The organism is Streptomyces tibetensis (genome assembly GCF_040647715.1).
GTDB classification, from domain to species: Bacteria; Actinomycetota; Actinomycetes; order Streptomycetales; family Streptomycetaceae; genus Streptomyces; species Streptomyces tibetensis_A.
In genome coordinates, this window is record NZ_JBEZCR010000001.1 from 574,897 (window position 1) to 589,489 (window position 14,593).

The 14,593-nt window shown below is 71.5% G+C and carries 11 protein-coding genes; 5 read left to right on the forward strand and 6 right to left on the reverse strand.

What is annotated here, in order from left to right; all coding sequences use genetic code 11:
* The first annotated feature begins 5 nt into the window (after nt 1-5).
* Nucleotides 6-1,043, forward strand: a complete 1,038-nt coding sequence (locus tag AB0B29_RS02590; RefSeq protein WP_362232930.1) for a glycerophosphodiester phosphodiesterase family protein — start codon at nt 6-8, stop codon at nt 1,041-1,043.
* A complete protein-coding gene (locus tag AB0B29_RS02595) occupies nt 1,043-1,270 on the forward strand; it encodes a hypothetical protein (protein WP_362232933.1) in 228 nt (75 codons plus the stop codon). The genes AB0B29_RS02590 and AB0B29_RS02595 overlap by 1 nt, the downstream gene beginning before the upstream one ends.
* 3 nt (nt 1,271-1,273) lie before the next feature.
* On the opposite strand, the gene AB0B29_RS02600 is transcribed toward AB0B29_RS02595, so the two are convergent.
* Nucleotides 1,274-1,912, reverse strand: coding sequence for a mycothiol-dependent nitroreductase Rv2466c family protein (locus AB0B29_RS02600; RefSeq protein ID WP_362232936.1), 639 nt, complete (start codon nt 1,910-1,912; stop codon nt 1,274-1,276).
* A 137-nt stretch (nt 1,913-2,049) separates the two neighbouring features.
* Here AB0B29_RS02600 and pepN point away from each other — a divergent pair, with 137 nt between their 5' ends.
* On the forward strand, nt 2,050-4,629 hold the full coding sequence (pepN, locus tag AB0B29_RS02605) for an aminopeptidase N (protein ID WP_362232939.1): 2,580 nt from the start codon (nt 2,050-2,052) through the stop codon (nt 4,627-4,629).
* A 196-nt stretch (nt 4,630-4,825) separates the two neighbouring features.
* Nucleotides 4,826-5,866, forward strand: a complete 1,041-nt coding sequence (locus AB0B29_RS02610; protein WP_362232941.1) for a hypothetical protein — start codon at nt 4,826-4,828, stop codon at nt 5,864-5,866.
* Nucleotides 5,867-5,945: 79 nt separating this feature from the next.
* On the opposite strand, the gene AB0B29_RS02615 is transcribed toward AB0B29_RS02610, so the two are convergent.
* The 3 genes from AB0B29_RS02615 to AB0B29_RS02625 form a co-directional block, all read right to left on the reverse strand.
* Nucleotides 5,946-7,097 carry a serine hydrolase domain-containing protein gene (locus AB0B29_RS02615; protein ID WP_362232944.1) on the reverse strand — a complete coding sequence of 384 codons (1,152 nt, stop codon included), beginning with the start codon at nt 7,095-7,097 and terminating at the stop codon, nt 5,946-5,948.
* 100 nt (nt 7,098-7,197) lie between these two features.
* Complete coding sequence (locus tag AB0B29_RS02620; protein WP_362232946.1) at nt 7,198-8,970, reverse strand: TIGR03767 family metallophosphoesterase; 1,773 nt, start codon at nt 8,968-8,970, stop codon at nt 7,198-7,200.
* 231 nt (nt 8,971-9,201) lie between these two features.
* Entirely contained in the window at nt 9,202-9,660 is a 459-nt protein-coding gene (locus AB0B29_RS02625) for an NUDIX hydrolase (protein WP_362232949.1), read from the reverse strand.
* A 225-nt stretch (nt 9,661-9,885) separates the two neighbouring features.
* On the opposite strand from AB0B29_RS02625, the gene AB0B29_RS02630 reads away from it, so the two are divergent.
* Entirely contained in the window at nt 9,886-13,197 is a 3,312-nt protein-coding gene (locus AB0B29_RS02630) for a S8 family serine peptidase (protein WP_362232952.1), read from the forward strand.
* Nucleotides 13,198-13,257: 60 nt separating this feature from the next.
* On the opposite strand, the gene AB0B29_RS02635 is transcribed toward AB0B29_RS02630, so the two are convergent.
* Complete coding sequence (locus tag AB0B29_RS02635; RefSeq protein WP_362232954.1) at nt 13,258-14,019, reverse strand: hypothetical protein; 762 nt, start codon at nt 14,017-14,019, stop codon at nt 13,258-13,260.
* Nucleotide 14,020: 1 nt separating this feature from the next.
* The gene (locus AB0B29_RS02640; RefSeq protein WP_436845782.1) at nt 14,021-14,593 is read right to left on the reverse strand and encodes an RNA polymerase sigma factor; all 573 of its coding nucleotides are present in this window, start codon (nt 14,591-14,593) and stop codon (nt 14,021-14,023) included.

Here is a 14,593-nt window from a genome sequence, read left to right on the forward strand (position 1 = left end):
GTTGCATGCAGCTCGGACGGAGATCCCTCCTGCTGGCGGCGGCCGCGGGAACCGCCACGGCCGCGACGGCCACCGCGGCGGCGGCCGAACCCCGCAAGGGCGGCGGCCCGGTCGTCATCGGGCATCGCGGCGCGGCCGGCTGGCGCCCGGAACACACGGCGCCCTCGTACACGTACGCCGTGCAGACGGGCGCCGACTGGATCGAACCGGACCTGGTGCCGACGAAGGACCACGTGCTGGTGGTCCGGCACGAGAACGAGATCTCCCAGACGACCGACGTGGCCCGCCGCCCGGAGTTCGCGGACCGCCGTACGACGAAGACGGTCGACGGGCGGCCGGTCACCGGCTGGTTCACGGAGGACTTCACGCTGGCCGAGCTGAAGACGCTACGGGCCGTGGAGCGGCTGCCCGCGGTCCGCAACCGCAACACCGTCTTCGACGGGCGCGCGGAGGTCATGACCTTCCAGGAGGTCGTGGACCTGGCGCGGCGGCTGTCACGGGAGCACGGCCGGACCGTCGCGGTGTTCCCGGAGACCAAGCACCCGACGTACTTCCGGTCCATCGGCCTGCCGCTGGAGCCGAAGCTGGCGGCGGCGATCCGGCGCAACCGGCTCGGCCGGCGCGAGTGTGTCGTGCAGTCCTTCGAGCCGACGAGCCTGCGGCGCATGACGGGCCTGGGGGTGCCGCTGTGGCAGGCGCTGGGGACGACGGGCGGCCCGTACGACCTGCCCGGGAGGACGTACACGCAGATGATGACGCCGGCGGGCCTGGCGGAGATCGCCGGGTACGCGGACTGGATCGGGCCGGACAAGGCGTCCCTGGTCGGCACCTCGCTCGTCGCGGACGCGCACGCGGCGGGGCTGCGGATCGGGCCGTACACCTTCCGCGCCGAGAACCAGTTCCTGCCCGCGCAATTCCGACACGGGAGCGGACCGAACGATTTCGGGGACGCTTTCGCCGAATACACGCTGTACTACCGCATGGGGGTCGATGCGGTCGTGACCGACTTCCCGGACCTGGCGGTGATCGCGAGGAGGGGCTGATGACGGTGAGCCGGGCGTGCCGGACCTGCGGCAGCATGCAGGAGTTCCGGAAGTTCAACGCCGCCGAGCGGGCGGCGGTCCGGGCGGAGAAGGGGGCCGGGCACTTCGTGGACGACTACTGGCGCTGCACGGCCGTCGGCTGCCGGTGGTACCAGCGCTACCTGAACCGCGGCGAGGACGGCCTGCTCCCGGAGGAACTGAAGATCAAGGCCGTCCCCGCCGAGTGAGCCCTACAGGTTGGAGAAGTCCGGGCCCTTGGTGCGGGTGCGCTTGATCTCGTAGAAGCCGGGGACCGAGGCCACGGCGAGGGTGCCGTCCCACAGGCGGCCGGCCTCCTCGCCCTGCGGGGCCGGGGTGACGACCGGGCCGAAGAAGGCGATCTGCTCGCCGTCGGATCCCGGCACGGCGATGACCGGGGTGCCGACGTCCTGGCCGACCTTGTCGATGCCCTCCTGGTGGGAGGCGCGCAGCTGAGGCTCGTACGGGGTGGAGTCCCAGTGCTCCAGGAGGGAGTCGGGCAGGCCCACGTCCTTCAGGGCGGCGGCGACCGTCTCCTTGCCGGGGCCCTCGGCCTGGTTGTGGATGCGGGTGCCGAGCGCGGTGTAGAAGTCGCCGAGGACCTCGGGGCCGTGCTCCTGCTGCGCCGCTATGACGACCCGGACGGGGCCCCACGCCTTGGTCTCCAGCAGCTCGCGGTACTCCTCGGGCAGCTCGTCCAGCCGGTTCTCGTTCAGGACGGCGAGGCTCATGAGGTGCCAGCGGACCTCGATGTCCCTGACCTTCTCCACCTCCAGCACCCAGCGGGAGGTCATCCAGGCCCAGGGGCACAGCGGGTCGAACCAGAAGTCGACGGGGGTCTTGTCCGACATGTCTCTCCTCGAAAGGCAACCGTTTCTCCGGCAACGCCGGTACGCGCTCACCACATTCCCGGCTGCCCCGTGTCAGGTGCACGTGGCAGGATCGGTCCTGTCCAGCCGTACCCCACGACATCCGAGGAGTGCCGCCCGTGCCCGGTGAGAATCTGTCCCGCGACGAGGCCCGGGAGCGGGCCGCCCTGCTGAGCGTCGACGGGTACGAGGTGTCCCTCGACCTGCGTTCCGCGGTCGGTGAGGACCCGGGGGACGGGCCCCGCACCTTCCGCTCCGTGACGACGGTCCGCTTCCGCTGCAACGAGCCCGGGTCGAGCACCTTCGCGGACCTGATCGCGCCGAGTGTGACGGCCGTATCGCTCAACGGCCGTGATCTGGACCCCGGAGAGGTCTTCGACGGCTCCCGGATCACGCTGGAGGACCTCGCCGCGGACAACGAGCTGGTGGTCGACGCCCAGTGCGCCTACTCCCGCACCGGCGAGGGCCTGCACCGCTTCGTCGACCCCGAGGACGGCGAGGTGTACCTGTACACGCAGTACGAGCCGGCCGACTCGCGCCGCGTCTTCGCCAACTTCGAGCAGCCCGACCTCAAGGCCCCCTACCGCTTCGAGGTGCGGGCGCCCGAGGGCTGGACGGTGTGGAGCAACGGCGCCGGCGAGCAGGCCGACGGCGTGTGGCGGTTCGCCGAGACCAAGCCGATCTCGACGTACATCACCTGTGTCGTGGCCGGCCCCTACCACTACGTGACGGACTCCTACACGCGTACCTTCGCCGACGGCACGACGCTGGAGATCCCGCTCGGCGCCCTGTGCCGCAAGGGCCTCGCACCCTACTTCGACGCCGACGACGTGTTCCTGGTCACCAAGCAGGGCCTGGACTTCTTCCACGACCACTTCGACCACCCCTACCCGTTCGGGAAGTACGACCAGGCGTTCGTGCCGGAGTACAACCTGGGCGCGATGGAGAACCCGGGGCTGGTGACGTTCCGGGAGGAGTTCATCTTCCGCGGGAAGGTGACGCAGGCCTCCTACGAGGGCCGGGCCAACGTCATCCTGCACGAGATGGCGCACATGTGGTTCGGCGACCTGGTCACCATGGAGTGGTGGGACGACCTGTGGCTGAAGGAGTCCTTCGCGGACTTCATGGGCGCGTTCTCCCTGGTCGGCGCGACCCGTTTCGCGGGCGGCTGGATCACCTTCGCCAACCGCCGCAAGGCCTGGGCCTACCGCGCGGACCAGTTGCCCTCCACGCACCCGATCACCGCGGACATCCGCGACCTGCAGGACGCCAAGCTCAACTTCGACGGCATCACGTACGCCAAGGGCGCGTCGGTGCTGAAGCAGCTCGTGGCGTACGTCGGCGAGGAGGCGTTCCTGGAGGGCGCCCGGCGCTACTTCGAGCGGCACGCCTACGGCAACACGCGCCTCGGCGACCTGTTGTCGGTGCTGGAGGAGACCGGTGGCCGGGACATGAGCGCCTGGTCGCGGTCCTGGCTGCAGACGGCCGGGGTGAACTCGCTGACCCCGCAGGTGCTGCTGGGCCCGGACGGCCGCGTCGAGGAACTGGCGGTGCTCCAGGAGGCGGCCGAGTCGCACCCGGAGCTGCGGCCGCACCGGGTGGCCGTGGGCCTGTACCGGGTGACGGACGGCGGGGCGCTGGAGCGCTACGCGCGCGTGGAGACCGATGTCGACGGCGCGCGGACGGTCGTCGCGGAACTCGCCGGGGCCGAGGCTCCCGATCTGGTCCTGGTCAACGACGACGACCTGACCTACTGCAAGATCCGCTTCGACGAGACCTCGCTGGCCACCCTGCGTGAGCACCTGGGCGCGATCACCGACCCGCTGGCGCGTGCCCTGTGCTGGTCGGCGCTGTGGAACATGACGCGTGACGCGCTGCTCCCGGCGCGGGACTTCGTGGACCTGGTGCTGCGGTTCGGCGGGCGCGAGTCCGAGATCGGCGTCGTGCAGATGCTGCACGCGTGGGCGGAGTCGGCGGTCACGCACTACACCGCGCCCGCCCGGCGGGAGACGGCCGCGCGGCTGCTCGCCGAGGGCGCCCGGCGCGAGCTGTACGCGGCCGGGCCGGGCAGCGAGCACCAGCTCGCCTGGGCGCGTTTCTTCGCCCGGACGGCCACCGCGGAGGCCGACTTCGAGCTGCTGCGGGACCTGCTCGCGGGCACGGCGACGGTCGAGGGCCTCGACCTGGACCAGGAGCTGCGCTGGGTGTTCCTGGAACCGCTGGCCGCGCACGGGGTGGTGGACGAGAAGGTGCTGGCCGAGGAGCTGACCCGGGACGACACGGCCTCCGGCAAGCGCCACCAGGTGCGCTGTCTGGCCGCCCGCCCGTCCGAGGCGGTCAAGGCGCAGGCGTGGGCGCAGGTCGTGGAGTCGGACGCGCTGTCCAACGCCATGGTCGAGGCGACCATCGCGGGCTTCTCCCAGGGCTCGCAGCGGGAGTTGATCGCGCCGTACGCCGGGAAGTACTTCGCGGCGATCGAGCGTGTGTGGGCCGAGCGGTCGATCCAGATCGGCATGCACGTGGTGCAGGGCCTGTTCCCCTCGCTCCAGCAGTCCCAGGACACGCTCGACGCCACGGACGCCTGGCTGGACTCCCACCGGGAGGCGGCCCCGGCGCTGCGTCGGCTGGTGCTGGAATCCCGTGACGACCTGGCACGGGCGTTGCGTGGACAGGCGTGCGACGAGGGCGCTGACCAGTAGCTTTGGCCTGAGATCGGGGTGTTCCGCCTTCGTTACGAGACGAATGCCCCGTGAGCCGTAACCCCTGGCCCGTACCCGAACGGACCAGGGGCTTTCGGCATCCGAACATTCGTCCTTTAGTGCCGGGTTGTCCGTATTTGTCGACGGGCCTGTAACAGCGGTTCAAGGAGGGCCGGAACGCGGGAAATTGCGGGTCATGACCCACAACGCCCCGCTCTCCCCCCGCCCGCTGCACGACCTGTCGGGCGGTGGCCGCCCCCGCGTGCTGACGACGGCCCAGCTCCGCGCGCACGGTGTCTCCACGGCCGAGACGAACGAGCAGTGCCGCACGGGTGGTCCCTGGCAGCAGCTCCTGCCGGGCGTCGTCCTGCTCCACCCGGGCCCGCCGACCAGCGAGGAGCGGCTGCACGCGGTGCTCATGTACGCGGCGCGGGAGCACGGCTCGGGGGTACCGGCCCAGCCCGGCGCGAGTCGGCCGCACGCCGCCGCCTACCCCGAGGTGATGATCACCGGCCTGGCCGCGCTGACGCTGCACGGCTTCTCCTCCACTCCCCCGCTGCCCTCCCTGGACGCGATCGACGTCCTGGTCCCGCGGCTGCGACGGCTGCGGTCCACGGGCTGCGCGCGCGTCGTCCGCACGCCCGTCCTGCCCGACCCGGAACAGGTCACGGGGGTGCCGGTGGCACCGGTGGCCCGCGCGCTGGCCGACGCGGTGGCCGAACTCGACGACGCCGTCAGCGTGCGCCGGCTGCTCACGGAGGCGGTCCGCGGCGCCCACTGCGACCCGGCGGCGGTGGTCCGCGAGCTGAACCAGGCCCGGCTGCTGAGCCGGCCGCACGTCGTGGACGCGGTGGAGTCCCTGCTCGCCGAGGGCCGGGCCCGCGCGGAGGACCGCCTGTACCGCATGATCGCCGAGTACGGTCTGCCCGACCCGGTCTGGAACGTCGACCTGCGCCTGCCCGGCGGGCCCTACCTCGGCGGACTCGACGCGTACTGGCCCGACCAGGCGGTGGCGGTGGAACTCGACACCCGGGCGCCCCGGCAGGACGACGACGCCCTGTGGTCCGAGTACGCCCGCAAGCGCGAGCACCTGGAACGGCTGGGCATCACGGTCGTCCACATCACGCCGCGCAAGCTCCGCGACTCCCCGGAGCAGCAGGCGACGGTGATCCGCACGGCCCTGATGGCCTCGGCCGACCGCGAACCGGCCGCGTATGTCGTGGTGCTGCCCCGGTAATGACGGACCGGGACGACACCAGGAGGGGAGAGGAGGGGCCGCCGGGACACACCGGCGGCCCCTCCTCGTGCCGGGGCCGCTACGCGCCGCAGAACTCCGCCTCGATGATCGCGTCGACGCTTCCCGACCAGTCGCCGTTGAAGTTGACGGCGAGGGAGTGCCGGCCGTCCGAGGTGGTCACCCCGCTCGACATCGAGCCGTAGATGCCCCCGTCATGGCCCCAGACGTGGACGCCGCAGCCCAGCTTGCGGTCGACCAGGCCCAGGCCGTAGCGGCTGGTGCCGCGGCCGGAGGGGACCGTCGTCTTCATCTCCTTCAGCTGTTCGGGCGGGAGCAGCTCGCCGCGCAGCAGTGCCGAGTAGAAGCGGGTCAGGTCGGCCGAGCTGGAGACCATCTGGCCCGAGCCGTAGGCCAGGCCCGCGTTGAGTTCCGTGACGTCGTACGTGGGGCCCGTGTCCGTCCTGGCCAGCTTGGAGTAGGCGCGGCTGCTGGGCCGGGGCAGGGTGATGCGGAGCGTGGGGACCGACGTCGAGCTCAGGTGCAGGGGGGCGATGATCCGGCGGTCGATCTCCTCGCCGTAGTCGTTGCCGGTGGCCTTCTCGATCACCCGGGCGGCCAGGAGGTAGTTGGTGTTGGAGTACGCGAACGATGCTCCGGGCTCGAAGTACGGCCGGTTCCTCATCGCGACGGCGAGCAGGTCCTCGGGGGCCGCCTCGTCGAAGCGATGCCTCATGAAGCCGTCCGGGGTCGTGTAGGTCTGCTGGAAGTCCGAGTCCTCCAGGTAGTCGAAGACGCCGCTGGTGTGGTTCAGGAGCTGCCGGATCGTGATGCGGCCGCCGTCGTGGCCGTTACCCCGCACGGCGCCCGGCAGCCAGTGCTCCACGGTGTCGTCGAGCGACAGCCGCCCCTCCGCCTCCAGGTGGAGGACGACCGTGGCGACGAACGTCTTGGTGATGCTGGCGACGCGGTATCGGTCCCGGGCCGAACGCGGCTTGCCCGTCTCCAGGTTGCCGGCGCCGGCCGTGGCCGCCCAGGTGCCGTGGCCCCGCCGGACCGTCACCGTCACGCCAGGCACCCCGTCGGCCACCGCCGCCCGGATGGCCCGCTCGGTCCGGTCATGGCCGCCGGGTGCGGCAGACGGGCCCGCCGCCACCGCCGGAGCCGTGAGGGCCACCGACAGTGTCACCGCCGTCGCCGCCGTCACGGCCGCCGTGAACGCGCGTCTGTTCATGTCCCCGTTTCCCCCTGTCACGTCATGTCGAGTCGTGCCGGGAGAGGGGACTTGGGCGGTCGCGGCTGGGGTTGACCGGCGCGGGGTGGTTGAGCGGTTTTCAGACCTTCTTGAGCACCAGCTCGGTGTTGCGGTCCGCCGGGTCGCCGCCGAGGGTCGTGCTCGCGCCCGGGGCGTTGAGGGACAGCTCGCGGTAGAGCGCCGCGAGGCCGGTCTGGGAGAGGTCGGAGAAGTCCGTGCGGTGCGGGGCCGAGGACTCCACCAGCGTCGTGAACAGGGAGATCGTGCCGTCCTTGTTGTCGGTCAGCTCGATGATCCGGGCGAGCTGCGGGAAGTCGACGTGGGAGGCCGTGGAGATCTCCCAGAACGAGCCGCCGCTCGCCAGGGCGTGCGGGGTGATGACGTTCTTGTGGATGTGCCCGTTCACCCAGGCGAGCACCCTGGGGTGGCCGCCGAGCAGGGCGAGGACCTCCTGGCCGTCGTGGCGGCGCTCGTTCGGCCTGGACGGGTCGCTGCGGAGGTTGGTCATCGTCTTGCTGGTGTGATGGCTGAAGATCACCGCGTAGGAGTCCTTGTTGTCCCGCAGCGTCTTGTCGAGCCACTTCAGCTGGGCCGTGCCGATGGACCCCTCGTAGTGACCGCCGGAGTCGGTGGTGTCGAGGCTGATGCCGATCACGTCGTCGGAGATGCGGAAGGCGTAGTACTGGGTGCCCGCGTCGAGGTTGGCGGAGGAGTAGCCGTGTCCGGCGGGGCCGAGGCCGCGGTGGGCCGGATCCAGGTGGGCCTTCAGGTACTCGGCCGGGGTGAAGGGGGCGCGCCTCTCGTCGGGGGTGACCGAACGCATGGAGCGGGCGTGGGACTTCAGGAAGTCGTGGTAGCGGACGCCCTTGGGGTCGGTGGCCTTCTTGATCTGCGCCTGCAGCTGCCGCGCCTCGGCCGCGGTCGCGTTCATCAGCTTCTTGCCGCCGACGGCGAGTTCGGTGAGGTAGGGGTCGGCGTGCGAGCCGTAGCAGCCCATCGGCAGGGAGTCGTGGTTGCCGACGGTCGAGTACCAGGGCAGGTTGAGGCCGGGGCTGCGCACCTCGCGGATCGCGGCCTTCAGGAAGCCGTCGAGCTGGGGGAAACCGGCCTGCTTGTCGCTGTCGCGGACGGCGGCGTCCGGCTGCCAGTACTGCTTGAGGCCGCTGTTCTGGACGCCCTCGTAGCGGCGCGGGTCCCCGGTGTTGGGTGTGATGCGCCCGCCGCTCATGATCTTCAGGAACCAGTCCAGCTCGGACTTGGCGTTGTTGTCGGTGTTGTCGCCGGTGGTCATGGCGAAGTGCAGCGGACCTCCGGTGACGGGGGCGCCGCGCAGCGCGTTGATCCGCTCCACGAGCGCGATCGCGCCCTGCACGGTCAGCGCCTCGTGCGGCCGCCAGGCGTGGATGTCGGCCGCACGCAGGTACTCCAGGCGCAGCGGGTGCTGGGCGTCGATGATGTGCAGGTCGGTGAGCTGCACGAACGCGGCGAGCGCGGTACGGCGGCCGGCGCGGCCGGGCTTGGGTGCGGCCAGGTCGGAGCGGACGACCCGCTGCCAGCCCGGTCCGTCGCCCAGGCGCCGGTAGCCGGAGCCGGAGCCGGAGCCGCCGCGCGGGGCGGCGACGGACGCCACGGTGGTGCCCTTGGTGTAGGGGGCGAGTGGTGCGGCGGGTGCCTGTCGCGAGGAGGCGGCGACAGCCTCGGTGGCCTGCTGGCTGCCCGTGGCGGCCTGGCTGTCGCTGGGCCGCAGGGCGTAGCCGACACCCCCGGCCAGGGCGACCGCACCGGCGGCGGCGAGGACGGAACGACGGTGGATGCCCTGGCCGGAGCCGGCGACTGAGCGTGTGCGCGACATGCGCTTCTCTCCCCGAGTGCGAACGCGTCGGCAGTGGTCGCGGGGCCTTCACGACGTGAACACCCCGCTCGTACTGGATCGTTGGCAGCGGGAATGACCTGCGCGTGAACGAGACGGCAACGCGCAGCGCCGATCACCGTACGTGGATCTCGGACCACCCCGCGCGTCGCCGCCTGCTCCGGACACGGCCCGGAGCCGGTCACGCGGCGTTCATCTTCCGGGGTACTGCACCTACTCCAGGGCGTCGGCCAGCCGTCCGGTGGCCGGGCGTTCGCGCCACATCCGCAGTGCGATGTCGACCATCGAGATCCGCACCAGCCCGGGAACCGCGTCCAGGTCGTGCCAGGCGGCCAGGTCCGTGGAGCCGTTGACCTCGTTGCGGAGTTCGCCGCCGGTGATCCGGCCCTCGTAGACGAGCCGGACGCCGTGGTGGTCGACGGGGGGCCCGAAGCCTTCGCGGAAGACGCGGTGCGAGGAGTCCACGCCGAGCAGCCCGGTCACCTCGATGCGGTACCCGGTCTCCTCCTCCACCTCCCGCCGGACGGTGTCGTAGGGATCCTCGCCGTGCTCCATGCCGCCGCCCGGCACGACCCACTCGGGCGTGCCGTCCCAGGCGGGCGAGCGGGCGAGGAGGATCTGTCCGTCCCGGACGCATATGGCGTAGGCCGCCACCCTCAACTTCTGTCGCACTCCGGGACGTTAACCGATTTCTTCGCCACCTTCGGGACTGATGACCACAAATCGCATCGGGGGTTTTCCCCATACATCCATTTCGTTTGGGTCAACACTCCCCAAAGGACTTCACCTTGCGTAAAGCTGTGCGATCGTCCGGGCTTGCCGTTCGGACCATCTGCGACCAGGACCGATCGGGCCTCGGTCGCTTCCCGCTCGTTCCTTTACCTACAAGGGATGCCGATGACCCCTCCCACCCCGCGCGATCAGATATCGGGCCCGAGACGTGTGGCGCGCATCGCCGTGGCCGCCGGTCTCGTCGCCGCGCTCTCCGCGGCCGGGCCGATCCCGCTGGCCTTCTCCGCCGACGGGCCGGGCGCGGACGCCCCCGCAGACCAGGGCGTCAAGTCCGCGCACGCCAAGCTCGGTTCGGACGACGCCGGTCTGCTCGCGGAGGCCAAGGCCGACGGCGACAAGACCGTCACGATGATGATCGCCACCGCGCCCGGGAAGACCGAGCAGGTCGCCGGGCAGCTGGACGCGGTCAAGGGCGGCTCGGTGGGCCGGGCCGACGACAAGCTGGGCTACGTCCGGGCCACCGTCCCGACGGCCAAGGCGGACTCGGCGATCGCCGCCGCCGCGAAGCTGTCCTCCGTGCACGGCATCGACCTGCGCGAGGAGATCCCGCTGGACGACCCGACGCCGAGCGCGGACACCGCCAAGGGTGCCAAGGCCGCGAAGGGCACGTACCCGGCACCGGGGAAGAACACCCCGGCCGAGAACCCGTACAACCCGTCGTTCGAGACGGGCGCGGTCGACTTCGTCGAGGACCACCCGAAGGCCGACGGACGCGGTGTCACCATCGGCATCCTGGACTCCGGCGTGGACCTCGGCCACCCCGCGCTGCAGAAGACGACGACCGGTGAGCGGAAGATCGTCGACTGGGTGACGGCGACCGACCCGATCATCGACAACGACAACACCTGGCGCCCGATGGTCTCGGCCGTGTCCGGCCCGGCCTTCACCTACCAGGGCCAGTCGTACAAGGCGCCGGCGGGCTCCTACGCCGTCAGCCTCTTCAAGGAGTCGTACACCGCCGGTGGCGACGCCAAGGGCGACGCCAACCGCGACGGCGACACCACCGACGTCTGGGGCGTGCTGTACGACGCCAAGACCGGCACGGTGCGCGTCGACCTGAACAACAACAACGACTTCGGCGACGACGCCCCGATGAAGCCGTACAAGGACGGCCACCAGGTCGGGTACTTCGGCACCGACGACCCGAAGACCGACGTCGCCGAGCGGCAGCCGTTCGTCGTGGAGATCCGCAAGGACGTCCCGATGGACCCGCTGGGCGGCTCCTGGGTCGGCAAGAAGTCCGACTTCGTCAACATCGGTGTCATCGAGTCCGAGCACGGCACACACGTCGCCGGCATCACCGCCGCCAACGGCCTGTTCGGCGGGAAGATGAACGGCGCCGCCCCGGGCGCCAAGCTGGTCTCCTCGCGCGCCTGCACCTGGTCCGGCGGCTGCACCAACGTGGCGCTCACCGAGGGCATGATCGACCTCGTCACCAAGCGCGGCGTCGACATCGTCAACATGTCCATCGGCGGCCTGCCGGCGCTGAACGACGGCAACAACGCGCGCGCCGAGCTGTACACGCGCCTCATCGACACCTACGGCGTCCAGCTGGTGATCTCCGCGGGCAACTCCGGCCCCGGCGCCAACACCATCGGCGACCCGGCCCTGGCCGACAAGGTCATCTCGGTCGGCGCGTCCGTCTCCAAGGAGACCTGGGCCGCCAACTACGGCTCGGTCGTGGAGAAGAAGTACGCGATGATGCCGTTCTCCTCGCGCGGCCCGCGTGAGGACGGCGGCATCACGCCGACCCTGGTCGCCCCGGGTGCGGCGATCAACACCACGCAGACCTGGCTGCCGGGCTCCCCGGTCGCCGAGGCGGGCTACACCCTGCCGGCCGGCTACTCGATGCTCCAGGGCACCTCGATGGCCTCCCCGCAGGCCACGGGCGCGTCGGCGCTGCTGATCTCGGCCGCGAAGCAGAAGAAGATCGACCTCACGCCGGCGACCCTGCGCACGGCCCTCACCTCCACCGCCGACCACATCAAGGGTGTGCAGGCGTACGAGGAGGGCGTGGGTCTGATGAACATCCCCGACGCCTGGGACGCGATCCGCGACGACGCCACGGCGCACACCTACTCGGTCAAGGCGCCGGTCGACACCGCGATCGACCAGTTCCTGAAGACCCCGGGCTTCGGCACGGGCCTGTACGACCGTGAGGGCGGCCTGAAGGCCGGGCAGAAGAAGACGTACGAGGTCACCCTGACCCGTACGTCCGGCGCCGACAAGGCGATCCGGCACGAGCTGCACTTCGAGAACAACGCGGGCGGCACGTTCCGCATCGTCGGCTCCGACGAGGTGAAGCTGCCGCTGAACCAGCCGGTGACCGTCGAGGTCCAGGCCGCGCCGAAGTCCGCGGGCATCAAGAGCGCGATCCTGGAGGTCGACGACCCGAGGACCGAGGGCATCGACGAGCAGGTCCTCAGCACGGTCGTGGTCTCCGCCCCGCTGAAGTACACCTTCTCCGCGAAGGACTCGGTGCAGCGCAACAGCACCCAGCACTACTTCGTCACCGTCCCCGAGGGCGCCAAGAGCCTCGAGGTCGCGATGAGCGGGCTGAAGGACAAGAGCCAGACCCGGTTCATCGCCATCCACCCGTACGGCACGCCGTCGGACCCGTCGTCGACGGTCAACTGCTACCCGAACTACGACAACCCGGCCAACACCTGCCGTCCGGACGTGCGTTCCTACGCCGACCCGCAGCCGGGCGTCTGGGAGATCGAGGTCGAGTCGCGCCGTACGTCGCCGCTGCTCGACAACCCGTACCAGCTGGACGTCGCCGTGCTCGGCGCGGCCTTCGACCCGGAGACCGTGACCGTGCCCGAGGCGAAGGTCGGCACCCCGGCCGCCGCCTCCTGGAAGGTGACGAACGGTTTCGCCGCGCTCGACGGCAAGCTGGTCGGCGGCCCGCTCGGCTCGGCCAAGGTGGCCCGCCCCTCGATCAAGCAGGGCGAGACGCAGACCACGACGGTCGAGGTGCCCGCGGGCGCCAGGTCGCTGGACGTCGCCATCGGCGGTGTCTCGGACAACGCCGCTGACCTGGACCTCGCCGTGTACGACGCGTCGGGCACGCAGGTCGGCAGCTCCGCCGACGGCGACTCGGAGGAGTCGGTCTCCATCCCCGCCCCGGCCGCGGGGAAGTACTCGATCCAGGTCGTCGGCTACTCGGTGCCGGCCGGCACCACGGCGTACGACTACCAGGACGTGTTCTTCTCCCCCTCCCTCGGCAGCGTCACCGTCGACGGGTCGGCTCCGGTGGAGCTCGGCACGGGTGACTCCGCGACGGTCTCGGGCAGCGCCACCGCCGCGGCGGCCGCTCCCGAGGGGCGTGAGTTCTTCGGCCAGGTCCAGCTGGTCAACGCGCGCGGCACGGTCGCGGGCGTGGGCAGCGTGAAGATCGAGAAGGTTCTGCCGTAACGGCAACGCGGCATCGGTGGGGCGGGCGTCCGAAGGGGCGCCCGCCCTTCCTACTGCTCCTCATGGGCACGGGATCGTGCGCGAGGCGGGCAGCGCCTCGGTGATCCACGCCCGTTCGCGGGCGATCTCCTTCTCCCCCGTCGCCCACTCGTCCGGGTGGGCCTGGTCCCCGGAGATACCGACGAGCATGTGGTCACCGGCTCGGAGCGAGGGCTCGGCGCCCGTTTCCAGGGGGAAGGTGATCTGCTTTCGGCCCTTGTCGGGCTTGTAGTAGCGCGTCACGTCCAGGGTGATCCGGTCCTGGCCGGTGCCGGGGACCGCCTCGACCTCGGCGACGGTGCCCTCGACGACCAACCGGGCGCAGGCCAGATACCCGGCGGGGCCGAGCTTGGCGTCCGCTTCGGCGTGCGGACGCCCGGCGGAACTGTCGGCGGCGGACGACCCGCCCTGATCACTCCCGGCGCTCAGGTCGCCGCTCTGGACGACGAGCCAGCCCATGCCGATCACGAGACTGGCCCCGACGGCGGCGACGAGGCCCTTCAGGGCCACCGCCAGGGGCTCGGGCCGCTTGCGGCGCGCCGGCAGCGGCGTCACGGAGGCTCCGCCGCCGGTCTCGGGTCCGGGTTCCGCCGGGGGCTCGGCGAGGGCGTGCCCGATGAGGCCCAGCTGCTCGCGCAGCACCCCCACGTCGGCGGTGGCGGTCCGGTACTCGGCCATGAAGGCCTCGCTCGCACGAGCCTCCCGCGGTGGCGCCTCGCCGGTGATCGCCGCCATCAGCGCATCGGTCCCGTCGCGCCCGGCCTGGTCCTGTTGGGCGGTCACGTCACACCACCTCGTCCTCGTGCAGGCGGGCGCGCAGGGCCCGTACGGCTGTGTGCAACCGGCTCTTGACCGTGCCCTCCGGGATGCCGAGCTGCTCGGCGATGGACCGGACCGGCAGGTCGGCGTAGAAGCGCAGGACGACGACCTGCCGCTGGGCGTCGGGCAGCTCGTCCAGGCCCTGGGCGACGGCGACGGACAGCACGCTGCTGTCCTCGCCGGAGGGATGCTCCATCTGGCGCAGGGCGGCCAGCCGCTCCCCGAGCCGCTCCTGGCGGCGCTTGGCCCGGTGCCAGTCCATCGCGAGGTTGGAGGCGACGACCGCCGCCCACGCCGAGACGTCCCGCGGCGCCTCCCGGCCGCTCGCGGACCGCTCCAGCAGCCGCAGGCGGACCTGCTGCACCCCGTCCGGCAGGTCCGCCTGCGGCACTCCGCCGAGCGCGAGGACCGCCCGCACCCGGCGCTCCTGTGCCGCGTCCAGCGGATCGGCCTCCCTCCGGCGATCGCCCTGTCTCGGCGGAACGTCGCCGGACCCTGCGTGCGCCTCCCTGGCGCGCCGGGCCCTCCCGCGCAACAG

Excerpts from the sequence above, each read along its gene's own strand:
- AB0B29_RS02620 (WP_362232946.1), bottom strand. The coding sequence starts at position 8,970 with ATGTCGCGCACACGCTCAGTCGCCGGCTCCGGCCAGGGCATCCACCGT.
- AB0B29_RS02615 (WP_362232944.1), bottom strand. The coding sequence starts at position 7,097 with ATGAACAGACGCGCGTTCACGGCGGCCGTGACGGCGGCGACGGCGGTG.
- AB0B29_RS02610 (WP_362232941.1), top strand. The coding sequence starts at position 4,826 with ATGACCCACAACGCCCCGCTCTCCCCCCGCCCGCTGCACGACCTGTCG.
- AB0B29_RS02630 (WP_362232952.1), top strand. The coding sequence starts at position 9,886 with ATGACCCCTCCCACCCCGCGCGATCAGATATCGGGCCCGAGACGTGTG.
- AB0B29_RS02595 (WP_362232933.1), top strand. The coding sequence starts at position 1,043 with ATGACGGTGAGCCGGGCGTGCCGGACCTGCGGCAGCATGCAGGAGTTC.
- AB0B29_RS02590 (WP_362232930.1), top strand. The coding sequence starts at position 6 with ATGCAGCTCGGACGGAGATCCCTCCTGCTGGCGGCGGCCGCGGGAACC.
- AB0B29_RS02600 (WP_362232936.1), bottom strand. The coding sequence starts at position 1,912 with ATGTCGGACAAGACCCCCGTCGACTTCTGGTTCGACCCGCTGTGCCCC.